Source organism: Photobacterium frigidiphilum, assembly GCF_003025615.1.
Taxonomy (GTDB): Bacteria; Pseudomonadota; Gammaproteobacteria; order Enterobacterales; family Vibrionaceae; genus Photobacterium; species Photobacterium frigidiphilum.
The window spans coordinates 25,856-50,742 of sequence record NZ_PYMJ01000026.1 but is presented as its reverse complement, the minus strand read 5'-3'; the positions used below and the strand labels follow the sequence as shown (position 1 = coordinate 50,742).

Sequence of the window (24,887 nt, the reverse complement as noted above, 5' to 3'; positions counted from 1 at the left end):
TAGACTTAAATAAGAAGATTTATGTATACAACAATATGTAGATATTGTTTCAAAGGAGACGGCAATAATGATTTCAGAAGATATGGTGATTGAACGACAATCAATGTGTATTGATGTACTCGGCACAACGGATAATGCAGAGTACAAACAAGTGTTATCAACAGAAGCACTTCTTTTCCTTGATGCAGTAGTAAAGAAATTTACTACTCGCCGTAATGAATTATTAGCTTTACGTGATCAACGCCAACTCGCATTTGATAACGGCGAATTACCTGATTTCCGTCAAGATACTAAAGATATTCGTGATGATAAAAGCTGGAAAGTGGCACCGATCCCTGCAGCACTTCAAGATCGTCGCGTGGAAATTACCGGTCCTATCGATCGTAAGATGGTGATCAACGCACTGAATTCTGGTGCAAAAGTCTTTATGTGCTGCTTTGAAGATGCATCAGCACCTTCGTGGGAAAATATGATCAATGGTCAGATCAATTTACGCGATGCCAATGCAGGCACAATCAGTTATACCGATGAAGCAAAGAACAAACATTATGCGCTAAACGATAATCCAGCATTACTTATTGCTCGCCCGCGTGGTTTGCACTTGCCTGAAGATCATATTCAATATAACGGTGAACCCATTCCCGGTAGTTTGATGGATTTCGCACTGTACTTTTTCCATAACTATCAAACACGCGCAGCACAAGGGCTTGGAGTGTATTACTACATTCCTAAGCTAGAAAACATGGAAGAGGCCCAGTGGTGGGATGATGTTTTCAACTTTACCGAACACTATTTCAAGGTTGAAACTGGCACAATTCGCGCCACTGTATTAATCGAAACCTTACCCGCAGTATTTCAAATGGATGAAATACTGTATGTAATGCGTAATCATATTGTGGCAATGAACTGTGGCCGTTGGGACTATATCTTTAGCTACATCAAAACCCTCAAAAACCATGAAGATCGTATTCTGCCTGATCGCCATGGTGTCGGTATGGATAAAGCCTTCTTAAACGCGTACAGCCAGTTGCTTGTACGTACATGCCATCAACGTGGTGCGTTAGCCATGGGCGGCATGTCGGCATTTATTCCCCATAAAGATCCTAAAGTTATGGATCAAGTGTTAGCAAAAGTCGTTGAAGATAAAAACCGTGAATCCAATAACGGTCACGACGGCACTTGGGTTGCTCACCCTCACCTTGTTTCAACCGCGATGGATATTTTTGATAAGCACCTTGCGGGTAAAACAAACCAACTCGATTTCGATTCAAGCCATGTCGGCGATATTACAGCCAAGACATTGCTTGAACCCTGTGAAGGTGTTCGTAATGAAGAAGGTGTCCGTAAAAATATTCGTATTGCCCTTTATTACATCGAGTCATGGATTCAGGGAGTTGGCTGTGTGCCTATTTATGGGCTAATGGAAGATGCGGCCACTGCCGAGATTTCACGTGCCAGTATCTGGCAATGGATTCACCACGGTGTATCACTCGATGACGGTCAAGTATTCACGGCTCCTCTTTTCCGCAAGTGGCTAAACGAAGAACTCGACACGATTAAAATTGAGGTTGGGCAAACCCGCTATAACAACGGTCGCTTCGAAGAAACTGCTGCACTATTTGACCAAATTTCGACCGCTGACGAATTTGCAGCATTCTTAACTTTACCGAGTTATTCCCTACTAACAGGACAAAGAATTCAAACATTAACCTAACGCCATCTCGCTAATTCGGCAGGTGGCACAGTCAGGAGATAAGATGATTAGTTTGACACTTCAGCAAGCACTGAAAATAACCGAAGGTACCTTTGGTGCCGGTATTTCTCAGCAAAGCGAGCCATTAACTGTCGCAATTTTAGACAGTGGCGGAAAACTTATTTCACTCCAGCGTCAAGATGGCTCAAGTATGATGAGACCAGACATCGCTATCGCCAAAGCCTGGGGAGCATTAGCCCTTGGCTGTTCATCCCGAAAATTAGCGCAAGATGCCGATAACAGACCCGCATTTATATCTGCTATAAATGTTCTCGCTAACGGTAATATGGTGCCTGTTCCTGGTGGGCTTCTTATTAAAGATGATACCAACTACGTAATGGGCGCCGTAGGCGTCAGTGGTGATCATTCAGACCTTGACGAAAACTGTGCCATCAAAGGGATTCAGTTTGCAGATCTATATTCTGATGAATACTAACCCCGTTAACCCTTCAATGGCTCTAGCATAGCTCCCCACCATAATCCCCTTGGATAAGTAACCTATTCAAGGGGATTTTTTATCCTTGATAAATCATCGTTAATCACGCTCACTGATTACGGTAAAAAAACCGATAATTAACATGCCTTTGAATATTCTGACTTCAAGGTGTTTTTTTATAGTAATAATTCACGCCAAAACAGGTCTATATTATGTATTGAGGGGTAAACATCACAAACAACAGTACATTCCCCTTATTTAATCAGAGGATCTATAATGAAAACTCTACTCGCATTGTTCTTATTAACAGCATCTGGATTTGTTTTAGCATTTGGTAGCGGTGGCAGTCTTGGTGGTAACCCTGCAATTCTAACGGGTGGAAGTCAGATAGGTACACCTGTCTGCCTAAACAAAAGAGGAGATGCTATTCGTCATACAGAAAGTACAAAACTGAACCGTCAATGCTCCATTACTTGGGTAACAATTATTGATCGTATTAATTACGATGATTTCTACGATAACAAACCAAAAGACGAAACATTGGCAGATGTTCGTAACAAATATTAAATTCATCCAATATTTATAAAATAAAACTACCTACTCAGTTTTTAATGCTTTCAACATCACTTTCTTACCGTAATTTTCGCAAATAAAACGGTAGAGACAGAATTTAGAAATAAAGAAATTCCAGTAGCTATTTAGCTACTGGAATGCATTTATAAATTCATATAAGTTGCTTCTATTTAATGGTTATAACTTAAAGCCCATATCCAAGTACAAGTTGCGGTAAAAACAGCGTGATTTGTGGGAAGACGATAATTAAACCAAGTACAACAAATAAAGGTACGAGTAGTGGTAAAACACCACGCGTTAGTACATGAAATGGAATATTACCGACCTTTGATACAACGTATAGAGCCATTCCCATTGGTGGCGTTAATATACCGATCATTAAGTTAAGAATAGCCATAACACCAAAATGTACAGGGTCAATACCAACGGATGTAGCAACGGGTACTAGAAACGGTACAAGTAATAGTAACAATGCTAACGATTCAATAAAGGTACCCAAAAATAGTAACAACAGATTAATGAGTAGCAATAGAATCAAAGGATTATCACTGATCGATAAAAAGAGCTCTGCTAACTGCTGTGGTAATTGTTCGCGAGCAACTATCCAGCCGAATACAGTAACCCCCATCACCATTAAAGCGACAACAGATGTCGTTGTTACCGTTTCTTGAACAAGTTTAATAAACTTGTCCATTGTTAAAGATTTATATACAACAGTGCCTAGAAAAAGTGCATATAACGACGAGATAATAGCCGCTTCAGTGGGGGTGAATTTACCAGAAAAAATACCACCTATAATAATGAACGGCGTTAATAAAGATAAAAATGCATCTCTAAATGCGATTAATCTTTCTTTTCTCGATGCACGAGGTAACGTCATGTAACCGCGTTTCTTCGCGATGAAATACGTCATGATACACAAGGCAATACAGCATAATAATCCCGGTATTGCACCAGCAAGAAATAACGCACCAATTGAGGTATTAGACACAACACCATAAATAACAAGAGGAATCGATGGTGGTACTAAGGGGCCAATAATACAGGATGCAGCGGTTAAGCCACCGGCAAAGTCATCATCATATTTCGCATCTCTCATCGATTTGATTTCAAGCTGACCAAGGCCGCCAGCATCAGCCAATGCCGATCCCGACATACCAGAAAACAACAAACTCGCCAGAATATTTACGTGACCTAAGCTACCCGTTATATGCCCCACCATTGCTTTGGCAAAATTAAAAATACGCTCTGTAATACCGGCACTGTTCATTAGGTGCCCAGTTAAGACAAAAAATGGTACAGCAAGCAACGTAAAATTATCCAAGCCTCCGATCATTTGCTGAGCGGCAAAATTTATTCCCGTACTCTCTGTTAAGACTAAAAAGGCAAGACCAACAAATATTAAAGAAAACCCTACTGGCATACCTGCGAAAAGAAGCCCTAGCCAGCCCAATATGGATGTAAACATGAAAAATCCTTATTCATTAATGTCACAGGCAGTAAGATGGGATGTATTTTTATTTTCTTCGATACGCCAATCAATTAATACAAAATACAGTTTTTGGCATTGCCTCACTAACATAAAACATCCACCAATAGGCAGTGCATAAGTCATCCAAGAGCTAGAGATACCCAGCGTAATTAATTCGAAAAAAGCGGTACGTTGAACATGTGCATATCCATAATAGATCATCGCAACAATCGTAATCAGCACCAAGAGCTCTAAAGCAAACAGTAGGCTATAACGAAAATTCCGCGGTAGTTTGTCAGAAAAAAAAGTTATTTTTACATGGTCATCTTTCTTAATGGCTATTGCTCCCCCAATGATTGCCATATGCAAAAAAAGCACTCGTGCAAGCTCCTCACTCCACAATGACGGAGAGTCAAACAACCAACGCGAGGATATTTGCCAAGTTAGAATACACAGTAGAGCAATCATAAGAGGAACAGTGATTATTTCTTCAATATTATCAATGATCTTACGAAACATTACAGACTCCTAGTCTTAGTCGGCTTAGCACCGACCAGACGGTAGTTATACCAACCTGAATAAATAAGCGTTCAGATATCAGGTTATGTTGGTATTAAATATCGCTTAGCTCTTCAACTAGCTGCTTGCCTATTTTCTTATCAAAGTCTTTATAAATTGGCAGCATTGCTTCTCGGAAAGGTGCTAGATCAGGGTATGTAATATTTACCCCTTCCGCTTTAAAGAATGTAATCAGTTCTTTCTCTTGATTGTTTACAAAGTTCGTATGTCGTTTACCTGCAACACTAACCGCTTCAGTGATAGTTGCTTGTTGATCTTTACTTAGACTCTGCCAACGATCTTCACTGATTAACACCATTTGATCATTTACAATATGATTGGTCATTGCCAAGTTTGGCTGTACCTCATAAAACTTCATGGTATTAAATGTAGGTAGCGGATTTTCCTGACCATCAACGGCATTAGTTTGCAACGCTAAGTAAACTTCTGAGAATGCCATTGGTGTTGGTGATGCACCTGCATATTTCGCAAATGCCAAGTTTGCTTTAGCATTTGGTACTCGTAGCTTTAATCCCTCAAAATCAGAAATAGTGTTTAAAGGGCGATTTGAAGAGGTTTGGCGCGTACCGTTATACCAAGTATCTAATGCTCGCCAATTAAAATTGGTTAACATTTCTTCACGCACACCTTGACCAAATTTAGAATTAAAAATACGTTGAATATGCGCATAATTTTTCACGACGTAAGGTAACATCACGGCTTCAGCACGAGGAATCCATAGCCCCATTCTGCCGAACTCAGCAAATGTTATATCAAGATCACCCATACTTAATTGTTGTAGCATTGCTCGATCATCGCCAAGTTGTGCGCCTGGATATAATAAGAGCTTCATCTCTCCGTCACTTAGCTCTGAAATTTTGTCTGATAATAATTTTGCTGAATCATATTCAACCGAGCCAACATTGGCCTGCAAGCCCATTTTAAGTATTGTTTCTGCTTGTACAGCAGTAGTAGTAAATGCCATAGCTAGTAAGGAAAGAGTGATTTTATTTATGTTATTCATCTTTATACCTTTTATATTTAATTAGATTTATTAATTATAATATTGGATTTAAAATCTTACCCATCACGTCGAAGAATGTTTACACCACAATTATTATCTTTATGAAGATTTTCTTCAAACCTAATAACTAAGAAGTGTGACAACAAGCAACATAAATTTCACAAACTATCTAGCCGTTATAATCTTCATTAAAAATTGCGCTAGATATTTTATATTTATCATAAAAAACCAAAAATTAATTTATTCCCATGAACACATCAACATAAAACAAGACATTAAAAATAAACACATATAACAAAAAGAAATAAGATTATAGATATTATTGAAAATCGTGCGTGACGACTTCCGTTACACTCAAACTTTATGTCACCGGAAAAATAAATCGTCACTACCATTATTTAATTACAACCATCGAGAAAAGATGATTGTAATAGCAACAATTAAATCAATGAACGATGAACTTTAACTACCACTTTTTTTAGCATGTAATTATCGCAAGTCATTGAAGCGTGTTCATCGACATAGCGGCATCCTGGTTTATGGGGTTCTTCAGGGAAGAATATTGCAAACATACCTGGTTCAAGAAGCACCTCACATTCATGCTTCATACTCTCGACAAGGTAATAATCATTTTCACTATCGTATTCTGTTGATATTGGGTTGCTTTTATTTGCTAAACCATAACCAATACGTTCAAAGCCTGATATTAAAAACTGTACATCAATATACTCTTTATGAACTTCAGCTAACTTTTGTTCGGCAACCCCAGTTTCAAACTCCATCACATTGGCAAACATCAGCTCACCATCAATGTTATGTCGCCCTAATGGTAGTTTGTTCAATCCTGAAGATTGAACATACTCAAGTGCTTTTTTTAACGCACTAGGAAGAAAATCAAAGTCTTGTGAAGATAGAATATTTCCAAAAATCATTATGTTACTCTCAAAAAAGAAGGCTTAAGCATGTAGCACTTAAGCCTTCAGGGGGAATATAAAGAAGAGGCGTTACCTACTCACTGATTATGAATTTTGTGCAATAAGTGATTTATTCACATCTTCAACTGCATTTTGTTTAAATAATGGTGCTGTTATATAACCAACAAACACGACCATTAATGTTCCAATTACACCGTAGAAAAAGAAGTTAAGATCCGTTGCCGCTCGTACCCACAAGATTGCAATAACACTTGCAACCACACCAGCTAAAGCACTATTAGCATTGGCTCGTTTAACAAACACGCCTAGCATGAACAAGCCAGTCATTGGACCACCCATCAAACCAATTAAGCTATTAAATGCATCCCATAGTTCACTTTCATTCGACATAATTAAGTATGTCGACGCAATAACACCAAATACACCCGCTACAACAATAACTGAACGTGCAACAAACATTGTTTTCTTAGGCGATGTTTCACCGCCAAGTCGATGGTAAATATCAGATGTAAAACATGCTGAGATACTATTTAAACTACTCGAAATACTAGATTGTGACGCTGCGAATATTGCTGCAATGATTAACCCTGCAACCCCAGCCGGCATTTCGGATATAACAAAGAAAGGCAATATTCCACCCGTATTAAAATCACCTGGTAATAAGCCAGGGTTTTGAGTGTAATAAGCATATAATGCCGAACCAACAGCAAAGAAGAAGATTGGAATAACTGCAACTAATTTTGCATTAGTAATTAATGCCTTCTTCGTCTCTTCAATTGAGTCAGTCACAATATAACGTTGAACAACATCTTGACTCGCAGTGAATTGTTGCAAGCTAGCGAATAAAAAGCCAATAACAAGAACAGGAATAGTACCTTCAGTCCAGCTCCAAGCAAATTGTTCTTTAGGGAAATATTTATCTGCTTCTGCAGACATACTGAATATTTCAGTCACCCCACCATCGACATTAAAGCAAATAACAATGAAAATTAAAATTGCAGCCAAAGACAACATAATACCTTGAATTACATCGGTCCAAATGACACCTTCAATCCCGCCCATGAATGTATATACAATACACAGAACACCAATTAAGAATACAATCGTAAGTGGATTAATATCAACAAATGGGATCAATGCTAGTGCAGTTAAGTACGTTATAATTGCAATTCGGCCGATATGAAACAACATGAATGAAATACTGGCGAATAAACGCATTTTAACATCAAAGCGTTTTTCTAAATATTCGTAAGCAGAAGTAAGGTTTAGCTTTCTAAAAAACGGAATATAGTATAGGAAAACAAATGGAAGAATTAATATAGCAACATATTGTCCGATTAAAAATGTCCAATCACCCGTGTAGGCTTTTGCAGGAATAGACATAAATGTAATAGAACTTAGTGTTGTGGCGAATACGCTAATACCTGCAGCCCAACCGGGTATACGGCCACCCGCTTTAAAGTAATCATCTGCCGACTTTTGACGTTTAGCAAAATATACTCCAACAAGCATAACGGCAGTCAAATAAGCCAGCAGAACGATGTAATTCAAGGTCCCAAATGCGTGCATTTCCATGCGGAGACTCCTTTCTGTTTAGTGTAGGTAAGGGTAATTTGTTATATCTTTTATTTAATGTTTTGCTCTGCCCATAACGCGACACCAAGCAAACCAGCATCAGCGCCAGAGCTTGCAGCAATTACATCGGGAACATATACATTGGGTAACCGTTTGAGGTAAGTTTTAACCCTTGCTAAATATCCAGACGCCAGCCCAACACTCCCCCCTAATACAACAACATCGAGGTCAAGTGAGATAGTAAGATCGGCAATCAGGTTTGCAATCGTACTGGCAGAGCGATCAACAATGGCAATCGCGTTTTTATCGCCAGCAAGTAAGTGCTGATAAACGGTTTCACCATCGCAATCAGTGCCAAAAAAAGGCTGTCCGGCAACACCAATTGCGGTACCAGATGCTATGCTTTCTACACAACCTTTACGACCGCAGCCACATACAGGTCCGTTCGGATCTGCCAACATGTGACCAGCATGGCCCGCAATACCTCTAGCACCGGTATTGAGTATTTCTTTCTGAACAAAACCTGCCCCAACGCCAGTCGATACGGTAATAAATGCCATATCAGACACGGCTTGATTAAGTGCTTTATATTCAAACCAAGCAGCAGCTTGTGCATCATTAATAACAACAACAGGTAACTGGGTTATTTCACTAATTACTTGGTGTAGAGGGAAATGATTTAAGCCACCAAGGTTATCTGGGTTTAATGCAGTTAATACTCCGTGATTAATAATACCTGTTGATGCAACAGCAACATGATCTGCTTCTAGGGCAAGGGGAGTTAATAAATCGGTTAACGCTACGGTTAATGCACTCGCCTCTTTTGAAGTGGGTGTCGAAATTTGAACACGTGTAACGATAGCATTGTCTTTAACCAAAGCCGCGGCAATCTTAGTACCGCCAATATCGACCGCTAAACACGTTTTCATGCGACAGCCTCAGATTGTGCCTGATGAGCAAGTTCAACTTCCGCTTGGAACCAACTGCATATATGTTCTACACGTGTAATCGCCGAACCAACTGTAACGCAGAATGCTCCAGCTTCAATGGCCTTGCCTGCTAACTCTGGGGTATTAAAGCGCCCTTCAGCCATAACCCTGCAGCCTGCTTGTTTAAGCCGAGTAATTAAATCGAAATCAGGTTCTGCTGGAACAGGCCCACCAGTATAGCCAGATAAGGTCGAACCAATAATTTGAACGCCTCGCGCTTGGCAGTACATACCTTCATCGTACGTTGAACAATCAGCCATTGCTAAACATCCAACAGAGTGTATAGCATCAATCAAATCTTCAACCGAAGTTGGACGAATGCGATGGGTGGCATCAATTGCAATAACATCTGCCCCTGCTTCTTTCAGCGCATAGACATCTTCGATAAAAGGGGTAATACGAACGTCTGAATGTTCCAAATCACGTTTAATAATGCCGATAATAGGTACATTTACGTGAGGGCGAACCGCCTTAACATTCTCTATACCTTCAATGCGAATACCCGCGGCACCACCCGCTACAGCAGCTTGCGCCATAGCGGCGACAATCATTGGTGAATCCATAGGTCCATCATCAACAGGCTGACATGATGCAACAAATCCTTGTTGCAAAGCCTTTAAAGCATTTTCTTGTGTCTTATTCACTTTAAGACAAGCCTTAGATTGGGTAATCATAAGTCGTACCGCTCCGAAACTAATAACCTAATGAAGTTTGACTCCAATTTAATCACGATGAAGTTTTACTTCAACAGACAATTATTCAAACAGCGATCCTTACCTCATTTTTCATTGTCATAGGGGTGATAAATAAGATCCAGCTCACTATTCAGCCTATAATTACGTATAAACGTATACGGAGTCAGACTCCAACAACGCAAAGTAGGTGCATATAAAGGTCAGTAACATAGGTAATCAGTTAAGCGTTACGCCATGTATAAAAACATATTACTGACAAAATAGCAGTCACCTCATGAAAGGGAATGAAATATAACTCCATAATGACAACGTAAATGAAAGAACATATTTTGAAGTGAATTCAGCATAAATAGGCGCTGTTATCCAATGGGACATAACAGAAAGTCGAATAACAAGAAGTATATGGACAATGATCAGTGCGTTAATCCAATTAATCAGCGCATATACATCTTCGATAATAGAGGAGTTAAGAGAAGTTGGTACTCACCCAGAAAAGCATTATTGGCAGCTAATCTGGGGGGATAGGAGGTGAGGTTATGCGTTAGCTTTCAAGCGCATTTGTTGTCTTAATTTTATTTTCTTTAGCACTTTCCGCATCTTCATTAACAAGTAATGCATACACTAGATCAAGAACAAACAATTGTGATATTTTCGTCCCTATCGAATCCCCTTGCAATTTCCCTTGTCGATTACCATTCACCAATACAAAATCTGAAAACTCAGTGATGGCCGAACGAGGGTTATGGGTAATTGCAACGGTATCGGCACCCGCCTCTTTTGCGAGTTGAAGGGCTTTTGTCGTTTCCTTCGAACTACCTGAATGACTGATACCGACGGCTAAATCACCCTTCTGTAATAGTGAGGCCTTCATATACATAAAATGATTATTGGTTAATGCATCAACATTAAAACCAATACGCATAAATTTATTCTTTGCATCTTCAGCAGTAATGCCCGAAGACCCTACCCCAAAAAAGTAGACTGCTTTAGCTGACTTTATCTGTTTTGCTACTTTTTCTAACGTATCAAAATTCAATAAATTCAATGTCTCTGCCAATACATTATTAATGGTTTTATGTAATTTCTGCCCAATTAACTCTGCATCATCTTGAGGGGTAACATCAGTATCTAAAATTGATTTTTCTTGTTGATTCAAACTAGAAAGCTCTATCGCTAGCTCCATTTTAAATTCTTGAAAGCCTTTAAAGCCAAGAGTTCGGCAAAATCGAATTATCGTCGCTTCACCGACATTCGCAACTTGAGATAGCTCCGCAATAGATAACTTAGTGACTTCAGATGAATGAGCAAGTACGTAATCAGATATACGCTTCGCTGAAGGCGTTAAGCTATCGTATAGACTGCCTAAGGTGTCGATTACCTTTCCTGCTTTAAGAAGTGTTTGTTGATCTGTCATCCTTATTACCTCTATTTTTGCTTATCTCAATTCTAAAAAGTAATTTTACACGCTTACACCTTCATGTGAAGCTAAACTCCATAGAATTCAATAAACAATATCAATATTGAAGCTATCTCGCTCTTAATCAAAAGTGATTGATTATTGGAAACATAAAATTTACCGTGATCATTAGCTGAAAAAAACAATAAAATATTCAAAAAAGACCACTAAAAATAAGGTTTGTAGACAAAGTCACAATTTTAAATTCTGGTTGTCTAAATCGGTAATCGTCAATTGCCTCTCGGAATATTACTCCATACAATAACCCCAACTCCACTTAAGACAAACAATTTGAAGTTTAACTTCACTGGTTATTATAAGGGCTACTATGGAAAAGCTTACTGGCTTGATTGCTGCACCTCACACCCCATTTGATGCGAAAGGTAATGTTAACCTACCGATCATTGATAAAATTGCAGAGCACTTGATCAAAGATGGCGTCAATGGTGTTTATATTTGCGGTACAACCGGTGAAGGTATTCACTGTTCTGTAGAAGAACGCAAAGCAATCGCAGAGCGTTGGGCTGAAGTATCTCAAGGGCGTTTAAAAATTACCGTTCATACTGGCGCATTGAGTATTGTTGATACGCTTGAATTAACTCGCCATGCCGACACCCTTGATATTTTTGCCACTTCAGCAATTGGTCCATGCTTCTTCAAACCAGGTAGTGTTGACGATCTTGTCGATTACTGTGCTGCCGTTGCTGCTGCTGCACCATCAAAAGGTTTCTACTACTACCATTCAGGTATGTCTGGTGTAAATCTGGATATGGAGCAGTTCTTAATCAAAGCGGAAAACCGTATTCCAAACCTATACGGCTTAAAGTTTAACAGCGGTGATTTATACGAATACCAACGTTGCCTTCGTGCATGCGATGGAAAATTTGATATTCCATTTGGCGTTGATGAATTCTTACCTGGCGCACTAGCTGTAGGTGCTATTGGCGCGGTAGGCAGTACGTACAACTATGCCGCTCCGCACTTTAATCAAATCATTGAAGATTTTCATAACGGCAAACATGCTGACGTTATTACAGGCATGGACAATGTTATTTCACTCATTCGAGTGCTAGTTGAATATGGTGGCGTAGCGGCGGGTAAAGCAGCAATGGCATTACATGATATTGATGCAGGTGATCCTCGCCTTCCATTAAAAGCCTTAACGCTTGAACAAAAACAAGATGTAATCAATAAAATGCGCGACGCAGACTTTATTAAGCGCTAACAACACAAGACTCTTAATAACTATAAATGCCTGTTAGTTAAACGCTAACAGGCTTTTTTTGTTCTATTCATAAAATAGAAAAGTCTAAATGCACGATAAGATAGCTGAGTAAGTCAATGTTCTTGTTTGGGTTTCGTTTTTAAGATCGCCGATAACATCGACTTTAATGACTAATAATCTGTGCTATATCTTTATATAGCCAGCCCCTAGAGTACTGCTATTTAATGAGCAAACCACACCGTGACAAAAGATCTAATCGGTAGCCTTTCATTCGTAAAGAGCACAGTTCGCTATCAGCCGAAATAATCAATGCGCTAAAAAACACCCTGAACGGAGGTATAAGATGAGTATCAAAACCATTCAGCAAGCACTTCAAGATCAAGGGATTGATCCTGGGCCAATTGATGGAATTCTTGGCCGAAAAACAGTACGTGCGATAAAACAATTCCAAACCAGTAATAACTTAGTGGCTGACGGGCTCGTCGGCCCTCAAACTTCAGCCCTCTTATTTAAAGGCCATAAGCGGCCAGAAAATAGTAAGTTTGATATACCAGTTACACTCCCTTGGATGGATGCTGCTTTTCGACTCATTGGCACCCAAGAAAATCCTGGCCGTGGTTCAAATGAAGCTATTTTAGGCTGGGCGGAAGATCTTGAAATCACATCATACAACGATGATGACATTCCGTGGTGTGGTTTATTCGTGGCACACTGTGTGGGATCACAACTGGCAGAAGAACCCTTACCCACCAACCCGCTAGGAGCAAGAAAGTGGAGCCAGTTTGGTGACGAAGTCAGTCCTCGTTTTGGCTCTGTTTTGGTATTTTGGCGCGGAAGCCGAAATGGCTGGAAAGGTCATGTCGGTTTTTATTGGGCAGAAGATGACGATGCATACCATGTATTAGGTGGCAATCAATCTGACTCAGTGAGTGTTACCAGAATATCCAAGAGTCGATTAATCACCGCTAGGTGGCCACATACAGGTTTACCGGGTGACGTACAGATAAGAATCGCGGCATCAAACGGTAAGCTTTTATCTGTTAATGAAGCTTAATATAAATATCAGTTACCGCTTATTACGGATCTGGCTTGGATTAAGTCATTAATACATGCCGCGTTAAACCACTTGGAGAATCAAATGAATAACCAAGATATGCCTGTACTTAGGCCATTACCGATTAAAACAAACGGTAAGAGCACATTTAACCGGATTTGGGCATGGGTAACAGAAGTACGTTCATGGGAGGTAATGGAGAATTGGCAATATACAATTAATGAAGAAACTATTGTTATCCCTAAAGGCTTTGTTTTTGATGGCGCATCTATACCTCGCCCACTGTGGGGAATATTATCACCAACAGGTTTATTACTTGTACCAGGATTAATTCATGATTTTGGCTACCGCTACGATTACCTATGGGCGATTGATCATGATGCGACTGATCACAATGCGGGTGCAGGTAAAAGCTATAAAAAAATACATGACAAAGCAGGACAAGCCCATTGGGATCAGATTTTTTATTCGGTCGGAACTGAAGTGAACGGGATGACAACACTCAACTTTCTAGCTTGGCTGGCCTTAGCAACAATGGGACGCTTTTCTTGGGATAAACACCGTAATAAAAATTACGGTGATGTTGTTCCAGAGTGAGATAAGAGAGTATTTTCAATTCATTTCCACAGACCCAAAATGACGAAAGCCCGGCATTTCTGCTGGGCTTCTCTAAATCTGGCAGAGTGTTCTGGGTAAGGCGGATTTGGAACAAATCCCTCTAGACACAAATGCTAGATGCAAAAAGGTGGCGGAGAGATAGGGATTTATTACTCGCAAGCTCGTACCCTTCGGGCTATTGCCTTTTCGCACCTTCGGTACAGGCAATGTGCTTTCGCTACGCTCAGGTGAACCCAGTCTAGGATTCTGCATCCCTATCTTATTTGGCAAACTACAGACGTAAAAAAGCCGCTAACAATGTAGCGGCTTCTTTGAATGTGGCGGAGAGATAGGGATTTGAACCCTAGAAGGGCTATAAACCCTTGCCGGTTTTCAAGACCGGTGCTTTCGACCACTCAGCCATCTCTCCAACGCGGCGAATAATACCTATCCCCTAATGGGTTGTAAATACCTTACAATGCTAACTGGATGGTTATTGAGCAGTATCGTAATAAAAACTTATATCAGAATAAATAACATACAAAAACAATCAAAAAATGCCGTTGAATCAAGCATTGCACTCTTAAAACAACATGCGATACTAAATCTATGTAGCTACAACGAGAAACATGCCGTGAAAATACACGCACTTCCTTCACTTTTCTTCTTCACCCTTATTATGGGTGTCTTTTCGGCATTCTCGGTGCATGCCTCCTCTTCTGAGGCGTGGGAAGAATTTGAGCAATCAGTTAAAACACAATGCAGTATTCAGTTTGATCGTTCTTTTTCTCGTTATCATATCTATATCGACCCATACGGCACAGAGTCTTATGGTATGGCGATAGCCAGAGGCAAACTGAAAAGCAGCACAGGGTTACGCGCCCCCGATTCATCAATGGTTTGTATTTACAATAAACAATCTAAACAAGCAGAGGTCGGTCAAAGCTTTAACAGCAGTCGCCTTGATTAAGCAGTTGACCTACTACTTGTTTGGATTGGTATTATAATGCTGAGCTTTTTACCGTTGAGCCAGCCACTGTATTTAGCTTTGGCTTTCGTGTTACAAGGAAAACAGCACAAGCAGCAAGCATAAAACCAATCACGCCGTAACCATCAAACTTTTCGCCAAACACCAACCATGCTTGGAATGCTGTCATCGGTGGTACAAGATAAAACGTTGACGCGACTTTAGATGATTCACCGTGTTTCACCATATACAGCAGCAACATAATCGCCACTACAGATAATACAAATACCAGCCATAATAAGGTTAACGTAAATTCGGTGGTCCACTGTACAACCATTGTTTCAGTTGTAAGCGCAATGGGTACAAACAACAGCGCAGCCGCAGTATATTGCCACACAGCCCCACCAACCATATCGACACCCTGACAAAACTTCTTCTGATACAAGGTGCCCAACGTAATACCTAACAGTGCCAAAACTGCAAAACTATAAGCCGCTTCACGTTGACCTTCTTGTTGCCATTCCATATTCCCTTGCAATACAAAAGTGATACCGATAAAGCCAATGACCAAGCCAATCCACTGTGATAAACGCAGCTTCTCTGAACTGAAACTCACTAATAATACGGCGGTTAAAATCGGCTGAAGCCCCACTAATAAAGCACATAACCCTGCAGGCATACCCATCGAAATGCCTTCATAAGTACCCCCTAAATAGAAACCATGAATCAACAGACCCGCAACCATAGAGTGCCCCAAGTCTTTACCTCTGGGTAAACGGGCACGCAGCAGCACCAATAGCACCAAAAAAACAGCCACGTTGGCTAACATACGCATTAATAAAAATGTGGCGGGTTCAGCATAATCCAACCCTAAGCGAGCACCAACAAAGCCTGAGCTCCACAGTACGACAAATATAAAAGGTGCAAAGCGAGCTAACATGAAAACCTCTGTTCTTTTTGTTTATTTGCCATTACTTTAATGGGTACAGTATTTTTAAAAAGGGACAGTTTGTTTTCTTTTTATGGGTACAGATTGATTTGAGTGGTCAGCGTTAGCCACACTTATTATGTTTTAAGAAAGGACGAACTTAAATGACAGCCTCTACAAGTAAAAAATACCATTATGTAGAACAGTACATCACCAAACGTATCGACCAAGGCAGTTATCAAGTCGGTGATAAGTTGCCATCGATTCGAGAGTTAAGTGAACAATTGGCTGTCAGCAAAAATACGGTTATTCGTGCTTACCAAGAATTAGAAGCTATTAGTATCATTTCATCGCTGCCGCGTTCGGGCTATGTTGTATGCCAACCGACCCAACCTGCATCGCAACCAGCTAACGAACCTAGCTATGTCGACTTAATGACCATTAGCAAAACCATTCTCAAGCATCCTTTAGAGCAGTATTCAATGCCTGCGGGCTCTGCACATCCGAATACCGACTTTCCTGCAATTCGGTCGTTGTATGCTGAAATTGGTCGTCATAGTCGCTACCAAACAGCCATTCCTTGCCATTACCAAATGCCACCAGGCAATGAAATTCTGGTCAAGCAACTGGTACATATCAATGAAGAATTAGGGGTTGCCACCTCCCCTAACGAAATATTAATCACCCATGGCGCACAACAAGCCATTAGCCTGAGTTTACAAGCCTTAACTCAAGCAGGTGATATTGTATTGGTGGATTCACCCTGTTATTTCGGTACCTTATTATTGTTAGAATCACTTGGCTTAAAAGCATTGGAAATTCCCACCAATACCACCACAGGTATCGATTTAGTGGAATTATCGAAAGCCCTTAAACAATGGACAGTCAAAGCCATTCTATTAAACCCAAGTTACAACAACCCAACAGGTGCAGTAATGCCCGATTCTGCACGGCATGCCCTACTCAACCTCACTACCGGTATTCCCATTATCGAAGATGATGTATTCGGTGGTTTGGCTTACCAGAACCGTCCGCAAACCTTGAAAACCTTGGATACTGAGGGACGTGTTATTTACTGCAATTCACTTTCAAAAACCCTTGATTCACGTTTACGTCTTGGATGGGTTTTAGCGGGGAAATACCAGCACCAAATAGAAAAGCGCCTAATAAGCGATAATATGGGCAGCTTGAATTTGATGCAATCAGCTGTAGGTGAGTTTTTAACAACCGGAAAATATCGTCAACACTTGAATAAGATTCGTCGTAGTTATCGTGTGAACCAACGTGACTTTACTGCGTGCTTAACACACGCTTTCGACCGCTGTCCGTCACTCAAAGGGCAATACCATTTGTCTAAACCTGAAGGTAGCTTTTTGTGTTGGCTTACCCTGCCCCAACATGCTGACGGCTTTGTGATTTATCAAGCAGCACTGGCTGCTGGTATCAGTTTATTACCGGGAAAAATGTTCTCTACCCAAGGGCAATATAATCACTGTATACGATTTAGCTTTGCTAGTTTTCAGAATAATAGACAGTGGCAACAAGGGCTCACGTTACTAGCAAGAATTATCGCGGCTCACTTAGAAGATACAGCGAAATAAAGACAGGAAATAGCGCAAGATAAGGACCGATGTTGGTGTATAAATAACACCAACATCAACTTTAAATATCGATAAATTAGCAACAAATAAAAAGCATGTTTATGATTAAAATATTAATTATCGCCACTTTCAATAAGAAGATCAAAACGCTCATTACCAAATAACGTTTCAAAATCAGCTTCTTCCGCTGCTAGCTCACGTAATGATTCACTGCCAACAATGGCACGCTCAAGATCAGAAATGGCCTGCTCTTCTACCCCAAGTCGTGCATACGCACAGGCACGCTGATACAGTGCATGCGCATTGGTATCATCCACTTCTAACACCCGATTACACAAGCTGAGTGCCCAATGAAATTCTTGAATTTCCATAGCAGCATCCGCTTTATAGGTTAAAGCTTCTAGGTCGCCTGGACGTATTTTTAAGATTTCATCGTATACTTCAATTTTCTGTTCTGATGTCTGAGCGCTTTGCGCACGTAACCATAAGTTATGAACTTCGTTAATGCGTTCAATTTCTTTGTTGTTCTCACTGATGTTGCGTGTTTTACGTTTTAACTCACGCTCTAACGCTTGGAATTTCATCTCGTATGACTCTGCAATCTCTTGCAGTTTTTCGTCTGCATTTTTTAGCTGCTGATCTGCCATTTTCTTGGTATTAGTGCGTAATTCACGTAATGATTGCCAACCAATCATTGCAATTAACGACGCAACACCTGCGATAATGTAGAAGAAATACGTCACTGTCACATTGGCATAGTTCAACGATTTATCGGCTACCGCTAATTCACGATCAGTAATTTGTATTATTAATCGACGTTCGAGATCTTGCTGATCAGTTCGAAGCGTTTTCAACTCGTCGAGTACGTATCGCTCCATTAGCGGTTTATCATAAATGCTTTGTTCTGCATACGCCTGCTCTTGCGCCAATCCGGGCAAAGCTGTGCACAGCAAGGTCAAAGCAAATAAAATTCTAGGGAGCATAATACGAAAATCCTTCGGTCTGATGTGGAGTATATTTTTCGCGCTGTACGCAATATTGCATAAAATACGTAGCCGCACATATCTCGTACGATAAATCGATGTACACCCTAACAGATCTATACCCAAGTTACCTCAAGATGCTCGTTTCAGCGAGAATTTGTTGGGCTCTAGGCAAGGCACTGATTTATAGACCTAGTCGTTCTACGTTGAAAATAAGTAACACCGCATAGAGCCCAACAAAACTCGCCCTTCGGGAGTGATTCATTAAGATAAGTCCATCGCTGGCGTGGTTTATAAAAGAAATTACATCAAGTTCAAAAGATTTATAGCGTTTTGCACAGCTGTAAGATTCCGCATTTACTTCAAACAAAATCACCATATAACCAACTGATAAATAAAGAAACATATAAAACATGTAAACTCAAGTCACACTATTAACAATTAAGTTACAAGTTTTTATTGATTTAATAATTATTAGCGTAATAATGAACACTGTTTTTAGTCATCAAGCTAGGTTCTATAAGGCTTGTTTACTGAAACATTGAATCAACATTCACCTCTCATTAACGGATCTAAGGAGAGAATATGAAAGCAGATGATAAACATCTATGGCTTATTCCAACTGGTATTAGCATTCTCATGGCAGTATTGGGTGCCTTTATCTTGCAGCCATTTCTATAAAAAGCATCACATGTACAGTACATTACGCCTTTCAAAGGCCATGAAAAAGGGACAGCCGTTATCGCCTGTCCCTTTATTTTTAACCCAAGATATGTGGTTTAATCCAAACTTTTCTTAAAGCGCATTGAGGCGATAATAATACCGACAACAGTAAAACCAAATAACCACAGAGCATCACGCCATAAGTCCATCAAATCAGCACCACGCAATACAATGCCGCGAATCATTCGCATGAAATGTGTCGCGGGCAATATCTCTGAAATCCACTGTGCGGCGATTGGCATCGCTTCATATGGGAACATAAAGCCAGACAATAAAATGGATGGCAACAAAATAAAAATGGTCATTTGCATTGCTTGCAATTGCGTCTGTGCTATTGTCGAAATCAATAATCCTAAGGTTAAGCTTGCGGAAATAAATAATAACGTACCAAACAATATTTGAGACAATTCGCCATTAATAGGCACAGCAAAAATATAATGCCCGAGCCCCAGAATAATGCACACTTGCAGTAGCCCAACGAAAATATAGGGGATAATCTTCGCAACCATTAATTCAAGTGAATGTACTGGTGTCGTGATTAATAGCTCTAAATTCCCCCGCTCTCTTTCGCGCACAATAGCAGCAGACGTAAACAGAATCATTGTCATGGTTAGAATGATACCCAGTAAGCCCGGTACGATATTTACCGCCGACCTGCGCTCTGGGTTAAAAAACAAAGCAACTTCAAACGTGGAAGGACCTGTAGGTTCATAATTCACCAGCTCTTGCAGGGGCATATCTCTCAACTGCAATAACGCAGCACTCACCATGGTATCGGAACCATCGACCAGCCACTGACCCACGGTACGGTGTTGAGCAATACGCTGGGCTAGATCCGATGGCAGCACTAAAGCGCCACGTACTTCCCCCGCAGTGATTGCCTGCTCTGCTTCACCAACTGTCGCATACGCCGCTTTAACGGTGATCACTTGCGTCGCTTTAACCGATTCGGTGATCATTCGCCCAACAGCAGATTCACTTTGATCAACCACTGCGATGGGAATATCACGCACATCGGTATTGATCGCGTATCCGAATAACAACAGCTGAATTAATGGGATCATCACCACCATGCCAAACGTGATACGATCACGCGATAGCTGACGGATCTCTTTGATCATGATGGCTTTGATACGAGAAAAGCTTCCAACAATGCGTTGATGTAAAGTAAGCCCCGACATTATTGACGCCCCTTACCCGTACTGGTTACAAATACATCTTCTAAACTCGGTCGAGCAATGCTCAGCTCCGGTGGGGTATTTTGAGGAAAATTCACGGCTAGCCATGCCGTTAACCAACCTATCGGGTCAGCAACCGAGGCTTGAATCAATACCCGTAATCGAATACCTAACTGCGCAGCAGAACGCACTTCTGGTAACCGTAATAATGCTTCTTTAATATGACGTAACTGTTCCGCTTGCAGCTCTACCACCGTCACGCCCATGTTCTCCATCAACTGTTCTGGCGCGCCATCGGCACGTACAACCCCTGACTCCATAATCGCTAATCCATGACAGCGTTCAGCTTCATCCATGTAGTGAGTGGTCACCAATATAGTGGTGCCTTGATCGCTGAGATCGAATAATTGCTCCCAAAAATCACGCCTATTTTCAGGATCAACCGCTGATGTCGGTTCATCTAGCAATAATAGATCAGGTTTATGCATGGTTGCAGCAGCCAAGCCCAAACGCTGTTTTTGCCCCCCACTCATGCTGCCAGCCCGCTGCTTGGCACGTTGATCTAACCCATAGGTTGCCATTTGTTCATGAATACGCAGGGTTAACTGTTTATTTGGCATGCCATAAATTTGCCCAATAAACTGCAAATTTTCATATACCGTTAAATCTTCATACAAGGAAAACTTTTGCGTCATATACCCAATACGTAAACGCAGTTTTTCTGCTTCTTTTGGAATAGATAAACCCAACACATTCACCTCACCAGATGTAGGACTAAGCAGCCCAGTTAGCATCCGTAAGGTAGTGGATTTTCCGCAGCCATTTGGCCCTAAAAAGCCATAGATACTGCCTTTAGGAACAACTAAATTTAAACCATCAACCGCAGTAAAATCGCCGAATTTACGCGTTAATTGCTTAGCAACAATTGCCACACTAGCATCACAAGCTTCAACCACTGTATTTGTATTACTCAGCATTGATTGGCATCTCCACTTGTGCTGGCACACCAGCAGGAAGATCTTTCCCTTCAATGGGTAAATCAATTTCAGCTAAATACACCAAACGAGCACGATCTTCTTCGTTTAGCGCATAGTAAGGTGTAAATGAAGGCTCTGTTGCAATCCAGCGTAATGTGCCTGTGAAGGTGTTATTTAAGCCATCAACATGCACAACTAATTTGTCACCCGCTTTTAGTTTCACACGATAAGGTTCAGGTACATATACACGTGCATAAGGAACAGTATCCGCTTGAATAGCTGCCACAATACCATTCATCGGAACACGTTCACCTACGTTGTAAGGCAGGCTATCGAGTACCCCGTTGCGTGTCGCAGTAACGGTTAAATCATTCAAAATTTGTTGTTGAAGTGTCACTTCCGCATTGGCTGCCGCTAATGACGCTTGTGCCTGCTTAATATCTTCTGGGCGTTCGCCATTTGTCATCTTGGCATAATTTTCATTTGCTGAATCATAATCGGCTTGTGCCCCGTCTTTTTCAGCACGTGCTTTATCTTTTGCAGCTAGACTTGCTAATTTTTGTAGCACCAGTTTACTGGTACGTTGGTAACTGAGTTTAGCCTCAATTAGCATGGCATTAGCACGCGACAATTTAGCCTGCGCCGCAGCAATATCTTCTATTCGCTCACCATTGGTTAACCTTAATAAATACGCATCCGCTTTTGCTTCTTCTGCCTTTGCTCGGGCAAGAATGGCATGTTGCTGTGTGGTATCAAGCTTAACTAACACATCACCTTTTTTGATGTATTGCCCTTCTTTAATTGGCAACTCTCTAACGATTTCATTTGCCGTTGCTGTCAATGTCACACGGTCACGCTCTAGTGTACCTAGCGCTTGCGAAGGGGTATTTTGATCACAACCTAAAATAGACAAAACAATCAACAAAATGAAAACGACACGCATGCTATTCACAATAAGGAATCCAATTATTAATTTTGATGAAACAATTAGTTAAAAGTTTACGCTTCTTTTCTTTGTATACAATTAAATCAATTCAGCCAAAGATCAGAATTTGAATAACTTCACGTTTGTATAATCAAAAAAAACAGCCCGCTAAAAATTAGCGAGCTGTTTATTTGTATATAAAAATCTGTATATAAAAAGCTTATACCAAGCTAGTTAAATATTAATCAGTTTTCAGCATATCGAGTGCAACGGCTTCGGCAATTTTAATACCGTCGATACCAGCAGATAAAATACCACCAGCATAACCAGCACCTTCGCCAGCGGGGTATAAACCCTTCGTGCTTAAGCTCTGGTAATCAGCACCACGTTTGATTTGCACTGGTGAAGAAGTACGTGTTTCAACACCTGTTAGCATTGCATCTTCTTGTGCAAAGCCACGGATTTTCTTATTAAATGCAGGCAGTGCTTCACGTATTGCTTCAATGGCAAAATCAGGCAAGCTTGTGCTTAGATCTGTCATTGTCACTTCTGGCTTATATGATGGTTCAATCTCACCGTATGGCTTCGCTTCTGCACCTTTTAAGAAATCACCAACACGTTGTGCAGGTGCTTGGTAAGTGCTACCACCTAAAATATAAGCATTACGCTCTAGCTTACGTTGTAATGCGATACCTTGAAGCGGATCATTATCAAAATCGCTTGGTGCAATACCAACAACAATCGCACTGTTTGCATTACGCTCGCTACGTGAATATTGGCTCATGCCATTTGTTACAACAGCTTCTTTTTCTGACGTTGCTGCAACCACAACACCACCCGGACACATACAGAAACTGTATACAGAACGTCCATTCTCACAGTGGTGAACAAGTTTGTAATCAGCAGCACCTAAAATTGGGTGACCTGCATTAGTACCAAAGCGTGCTTGGTCAATCAATTCTTGTTTGTGTTCAATACGGAAACCCACAGAGAAAGACTGCGCTTCAAGGTAAACACCTTTGTCATGCAACATTTGTACGGTATCACGTGCACTGTGCCCAATCGCTAACGTTACATGCTTTGAGTTAATAACTTCGCCGCCATTTAGCGTAACACCCGTTACTTGGTCATCTTCGATATTGATTTCGTCAACACGTGTTTCAAAACGAATTTCACCGCCAAGCTCTATGATTTTGCGGCGCATGCGCTCAACCATTGTTACCAATTTGAACGTACCAATGTGTGGTTTACTCACATAGATAATTTCTGCAGGTGCGCCTGCGGCAACGAACTCTTCTTTTACTTTTAAGCCTAGGAAGTTTGGATCTTTCACTTGGCTGTATAACTTACCGTCAGAGAATGTACCAGCACCACCTTCACCAAACTGTACGTTTGATTCGGTATTTAATTCACCTTTACGCCAAAAACGGAACGTATCTTTTGAACGTTCATGTACAGATTTACCACGCTCTAAAATAATTGGGTTGAAACCCATTTGAGCAAGAATTAAACCGGTAAATAAACCACATGGCCCCATACCAATAACGATTGGACGCTCTGTTAAATCAGCAGGTGCTTGTGCAACATACTTATACTCTGTATCAGGAGATTGTCTAACTTGCTGATCACGTTCAAAACGGCTTAATAGCTCGTCTTCATCAACATTGGTCAATGTTAAATCAAGCGTATAAATTAAAGTGATCACATTACGTTTACGAGCATCATAACCACGTTTAAAGATATGGATGTCGACAAGTTGCTCTGCCGTAATCGACAGTTTATTGAAAACAAAATTGCGCAATGCATCTTCATCATGATCTAACGGTAATTTGACTTCGTTTAGACGTATCATCGTGTGTTCACCTAACAGGACATATGGTTCATAATCTATGGCGCGCAGTTTACGTGATCTAGATCCAAATTGAAATTAGCAAGATAAGCTCAACATACTAAATAACCGTGTATTTTCATCATTACTTCATTTGAGTAAAAACAGGACAACATGAACCCAATTTTAAAGCAGAAAATCATTGATGTGTGTAACCGTAAAATTGCACAAAAAGGCGAAAATGTTGGATTATCTTTTTATGCTTTTTTCGCCAATAAAAACGATAACCCTGAATTATTAATGGAAGCCGCCCAATGGTGGATAATGACGCATCAATTAGATCATTTTGAGAAGGCGATAAAAATAAAACAAATGGTTGAAAATATGCACCCAGTCTAATAACAGTACAGGCTGAGTTGATGACTAACGCATAATT

The 24,887-nt window shown here is 40.6% G+C and carries 23 protein-coding genes and 1 tRNA gene; 9 read left to right on the top strand and 15 right to left on the bottom strand.

Features of this window, described 5'->3' with window-relative positions; all coding sequences use genetic code 11:
- Window positions 1-67 precede the first annotated feature (67 nt).
- The 3 genes from aceB (at window position 68) to C9J12_RS20725 (ending at window position 2,756) form a co-directional block, all read left to right on the top strand.
- Window positions 68-1,714 (top strand): malate synthase A, encoded by a 1,647-nt coding sequence (aceB, locus tag C9J12_RS20735; RefSeq protein WP_107244428.1) that lies wholly within the window; start codon window positions 68-70, stop codon window positions 1,712-1,714.
- 43 nt (window positions 1,715-1,757) lie between these two features.
- Window positions 1,758-2,189, top strand: a complete 432-nt coding sequence (locus C9J12_RS20730) for a GlcG/HbpS family heme-binding protein (RefSeq protein ID WP_107244427.1) — start codon at window positions 1,758-1,760, stop codon at window positions 2,187-2,189.
- A gap of 276 nt (window positions 2,190-2,465) precedes the next feature.
- The gene (locus C9J12_RS20725) at window positions 2,466-2,756 is read left to right on the top strand and encodes a hypothetical protein (protein ID WP_107244426.1); all 291 of its coding nucleotides are present in this window, start codon (window positions 2,466-2,468) and stop codon (window positions 2,754-2,756) included.
- 190 nt (window positions 2,757-2,946) lie between these two features.
- Here C9J12_RS20725 and C9J12_RS20720 read toward each other — a convergent pair whose 3' ends face one another.
- The 8 genes from C9J12_RS20720 to C9J12_RS20685 all read right to left on the bottom strand — a co-directional run bounded on the left by C9J12_RS20720 (window position 2,947) and on the right by C9J12_RS20685 (window position 11,423).
- The gene (locus tag C9J12_RS20720; RefSeq protein ID WP_107244425.1) at window positions 2,947-4,230 is read right to left on the bottom strand and encodes a TRAP transporter large permease; all 1,284 of its coding nucleotides are present in this window, start codon (window positions 4,228-4,230) and stop codon (window positions 2,947-2,949) included.
- Window positions 4,231-4,239: 9 nt separating this feature from the next.
- Window positions 4,240-4,752 carry a TRAP transporter small permease gene (locus C9J12_RS20715; protein WP_107244424.1) on the bottom strand — a complete coding sequence of 171 codons (513 nt, stop codon included), beginning with the start codon at window positions 4,750-4,752 and terminating at the stop codon, window positions 4,240-4,242.
- 94 nt (window positions 4,753-4,846) lie between these two features.
- The gene (locus C9J12_RS20710; protein WP_107244423.1) at window positions 4,847-5,815 is read right to left on the bottom strand and encodes a sialic acid TRAP transporter substrate-binding protein SiaP; all 969 of its coding nucleotides are present in this window, start codon (window positions 5,813-5,815) and stop codon (window positions 4,847-4,849) included.
- 440 nt (window positions 5,816-6,255) lie between these two features.
- Window positions 6,256-6,747 (bottom strand): N-acetylneuraminate anomerase, encoded by a 492-nt coding sequence (gene nanQ / locus C9J12_RS20705; RefSeq protein WP_107244422.1) that lies wholly within the window; start codon window positions 6,745-6,747, stop codon window positions 6,256-6,258.
- 87 nt (window positions 6,748-6,834) lie between these two features.
- The gene (locus C9J12_RS20700) at window positions 6,835-8,325 is read right to left on the bottom strand and encodes a sodium:solute symporter (protein ID WP_107244421.1); all 1,491 of its coding nucleotides are present in this window, start codon (window positions 8,323-8,325) and stop codon (window positions 6,835-6,837) included.
- Between the two features lie 50 nt (window positions 8,326-8,375).
- Window positions 8,376-9,254 (bottom strand): N-acetylmannosamine kinase, encoded by an 879-nt coding sequence (locus C9J12_RS20695; protein WP_107244420.1) that lies wholly within the window; start codon window positions 9,252-9,254, stop codon window positions 8,376-8,378.
- On the bottom strand, window positions 9,251-9,988 hold the full coding sequence (locus C9J12_RS20690) for an N-acetylmannosamine-6-phosphate 2-epimerase (RefSeq protein ID WP_107244419.1): 738 nt from the start codon (window positions 9,986-9,988) through the stop codon (window positions 9,251-9,253). Before C9J12_RS20690 ends, C9J12_RS20695 begins: the two co-directional genes overlap by 4 nt.
- A gap of 562 nt (window positions 9,989-10,550) precedes the next feature.
- A complete protein-coding gene (locus tag C9J12_RS20685) occupies window positions 10,551-11,423 on the bottom strand; it encodes a MurR/RpiR family transcriptional regulator (RefSeq protein WP_107244418.1) in 873 nt (290 codons plus the stop codon).
- 370 nt (window positions 11,424-11,793) lie between these two features.
- Between C9J12_RS20685 and C9J12_RS20680 the strand changes: the two genes are divergently transcribed.
- The 3 genes from C9J12_RS20680 (at window position 11,794) to C9J12_RS20670 (ending at window position 14,341) form a co-directional block, all read left to right on the top strand.
- Window positions 11,794-12,690, top strand: a complete 897-nt coding sequence (locus tag C9J12_RS20680; RefSeq protein WP_107244417.1) for a dihydrodipicolinate synthase family protein — start codon at window positions 11,794-11,796, stop codon at window positions 12,688-12,690.
- Between the two features lie 343 nt (window positions 12,691-13,033).
- Window positions 13,034-13,744, top strand: coding sequence for an NlpC/P60 family protein (locus C9J12_RS20675; protein WP_107244416.1), 711 nt, complete (start codon window positions 13,034-13,036; stop codon window positions 13,742-13,744).
- An 84-nt stretch (window positions 13,745-13,828) separates the two neighbouring features.
- Window positions 13,829-14,341, top strand: coding sequence for a DUF1353 domain-containing protein (locus tag C9J12_RS20670; protein WP_227876420.1), 513 nt, complete (start codon window positions 13,829-13,831; stop codon window positions 14,339-14,341).
- A 339-nt stretch (window positions 14,342-14,680) separates the two neighbouring features.
- Here the strand turns inward: C9J12_RS20670 and C9J12_RS20665 are convergent.
- Window positions 14,681-14,771: transfer RNA gene (locus tag C9J12_RS20665), tRNA-Ser, on the bottom strand.
- 204 nt (window positions 14,772-14,975) lie between these two features.
- Between C9J12_RS20665 and C9J12_RS20660 the strand changes: the two genes are divergently transcribed.
- Window positions 14,976-15,311: a hypothetical protein gene (locus C9J12_RS20660; RefSeq protein ID WP_107244467.1), complete on the top strand. Its 336-nt coding sequence runs from the start codon at window positions 14,976-14,978 to the stop codon at window positions 15,309-15,311.
- Window positions 15,312-15,342: 31 nt separating this feature from the next.
- Here C9J12_RS20660 and C9J12_RS20655 read toward each other — a convergent pair whose 3' ends face one another.
- Window positions 15,343-16,248 (bottom strand): DMT family transporter, encoded by a 906-nt coding sequence (locus C9J12_RS20655; RefSeq protein WP_107244415.1) that lies wholly within the window; start codon window positions 16,246-16,248, stop codon window positions 15,343-15,345.
- A gap of 152 nt (window positions 16,249-16,400) precedes the next feature.
- On the opposite strand from C9J12_RS20655, the gene C9J12_RS20650 reads away from it, so the two are divergent.
- On the top strand, window positions 16,401-17,837 hold the full coding sequence (locus C9J12_RS20650; protein WP_107244414.1) for an aminotransferase-like domain-containing protein: 1,437 nt from the start codon (window positions 16,401-16,403) through the stop codon (window positions 17,835-17,837).
- A gap of 113 nt (window positions 17,838-17,950) precedes the next feature.
- Here the strand turns inward: C9J12_RS20650 and C9J12_RS20645 are convergent, their stop codons facing one another.
- The 5 genes from C9J12_RS20645 to C9J12_RS20625 form a co-directional block, all read right to left on the bottom strand.
- Entirely contained in the window at window positions 17,951-18,820 is an 870-nt protein-coding gene (locus C9J12_RS20645) for a TPR end-of-group domain-containing protein (RefSeq protein WP_107244413.1), read from the bottom strand.
- A 779-nt stretch (window positions 18,821-19,599) separates the two neighbouring features.
- Window positions 19,600-20,724 carry an ABC transporter permease gene (locus C9J12_RS20640; RefSeq protein ID WP_170111834.1) on the bottom strand — a complete coding sequence of 375 codons (1,125 nt, stop codon included), beginning with the start codon at window positions 20,722-20,724 and terminating at the stop codon, window positions 19,600-19,602.
- Window positions 20,724-21,698 carry an ABC transporter ATP-binding protein gene (locus C9J12_RS20635; protein ID WP_107244412.1) on the bottom strand — a complete coding sequence of 325 codons (975 nt, stop codon included), beginning with the start codon at window positions 21,696-21,698 and terminating at the stop codon, window positions 20,724-20,726. The genes C9J12_RS20640 and C9J12_RS20635 overlap by 1 nt, the downstream gene beginning before the upstream one ends.
- On the bottom strand, window positions 21,688-22,641 hold the full coding sequence (locus C9J12_RS20630) for an HlyD family secretion protein (RefSeq protein ID WP_107244411.1): 954 nt from the start codon (window positions 22,639-22,641) through the stop codon (window positions 21,688-21,690). The genes C9J12_RS20635 and C9J12_RS20630 overlap by 11 nt, the downstream gene beginning before the upstream one ends.
- A 223-nt stretch (window positions 22,642-22,864) precedes the next feature.
- A complete protein-coding gene (locus C9J12_RS20625; RefSeq protein WP_107244410.1) occupies window positions 22,865-24,475 on the bottom strand; it encodes an NAD(P)/FAD-dependent oxidoreductase in 1,611 nt (536 codons plus the stop codon).
- Window positions 24,476-24,625: 150 nt separating this feature from the next.
- On the opposite strand from C9J12_RS20625, the gene C9J12_RS20620 reads away from it, so the two are divergent.
- The gene (locus C9J12_RS20620; RefSeq protein ID WP_107244409.1) at window positions 24,626-24,850 is read left to right on the top strand and encodes a DUF6500 family protein; all 225 of its coding nucleotides are present in this window, start codon (window positions 24,626-24,628) and stop codon (window positions 24,848-24,850) included.
- Window positions 24,851-24,887 lie beyond the last annotated feature (37 nt).

Coding starts and splice junctions, on each gene's coding strand:
- nanQ (WP_107244422.1), bottom strand. CDS start 6,747: ATGATTTTTGGAAATATTCTATCTTCACAAGACTTTGATTTTCTTCCT.
- C9J12_RS20640 (WP_170111834.1), bottom strand. CDS start 20,724: ATGTCGGGGCTTACTTTACATCAACGCATTGTTGGAAGCTTTTCTCGT.
- aceB (WP_107244428.1), top strand. CDS start 68: ATGATTTCAGAAGATATGGTGATTGAACGACAATCAATGTGTATTGAT.
- C9J12_RS20685 (WP_107244418.1), bottom strand. CDS start 11,423: ATGACAGATCAACAAACACTTCTTAAAGCAGGAAAGGTAATCGACACC.
- C9J12_RS20675 (WP_107244416.1), top strand. CDS start 13,034: ATGAGTATCAAAACCATTCAGCAAGCACTTCAAGATCAAGGGATTGAT.
- C9J12_RS20650 (WP_107244414.1), top strand. CDS start 16,401: ATGACAGCCTCTACAAGTAAAAAATACCATTATGTAGAACAGTACATC.
- C9J12_RS20715 (WP_107244424.1), bottom strand. CDS start 4,752: ATGTTTCGTAAGATCATTGATAATATTGAAGAAATAATCACTGTTCCT.
- C9J12_RS20670 (WP_227876420.1), top strand. CDS start 13,829: ATGAATAACCAAGATATGCCTGTACTTAGGCCATTACCGATTAAAACA.
- C9J12_RS20730 (WP_107244427.1), top strand. CDS start 1,758: ATGATTAGTTTGACACTTCAGCAAGCACTGAAAATAACCGAAGGTACC.
- C9J12_RS20620 (WP_107244409.1), top strand. CDS start 24,626: ATGAACCCAATTTTAAAGCAGAAAATCATTGATGTGTGTAACCGTAAA.
- C9J12_RS20625 (WP_107244410.1), bottom strand. CDS start 24,475: ATGATACGTCTAAACGAAGTCAAATTACCGTTAGATCATGATGAAGAT.
- C9J12_RS20690 (WP_107244419.1), bottom strand. CDS start 9,988: ATGATTACCCAATCTAAGGCTTGTCTTAAAGTGAATAAGACACAAGAA.
- C9J12_RS20645 (WP_107244413.1), bottom strand. CDS start 18,820: ATGCTCCCTAGAATTTTATTTGCTTTGACCTTGCTGTGCACAGCTTTG.
- C9J12_RS20700 (WP_107244421.1), bottom strand. CDS start 8,325: ATGGAAATGCACGCATTTGGGACCTTGAATTACATCGTTCTGCTGGCT.
- C9J12_RS20695 (WP_107244420.1), bottom strand. CDS start 9,254: ATGAAAACGTGTTTAGCGGTCGATATTGGCGGTACTAAGATTGCCGCG.
- C9J12_RS20720 (WP_107244425.1), bottom strand. CDS start 4,230: ATGTTTACATCCATATTGGGCTGGCTAGGGCTTCTTTTCGCAGGTATG.
- C9J12_RS20710 (WP_107244423.1), bottom strand. CDS start 5,815: ATGAATAACATAAATAAAATCACTCTTTCCTTACTAGCTATGGCATTT.
- C9J12_RS20655 (WP_107244415.1), bottom strand. CDS start 16,248: ATGTTAGCTCGCTTTGCACCTTTTATATTTGTCGTACTGTGGAGCTCA.
- C9J12_RS20680 (WP_107244417.1), top strand. CDS start 11,794: ATGGAAAAGCTTACTGGCTTGATTGCTGCACCTCACACCCCATTTGAT.
- C9J12_RS20630 (WP_107244411.1), bottom strand. CDS start 22,641: ATGCGTGTCGTTTTCATTTTGTTGATTGTTTTGTCTATTTTAGGTTGT.
- C9J12_RS20635 (WP_107244412.1), bottom strand. CDS start 21,698: ATGCTGAGTAATACAAATACAGTGGTTGAAGCTTGTGATGCTAGTGTG.
- C9J12_RS20725 (WP_107244426.1), top strand. CDS start 2,466: ATGAAAACTCTACTCGCATTGTTCTTATTAACAGCATCTGGATTTGTT.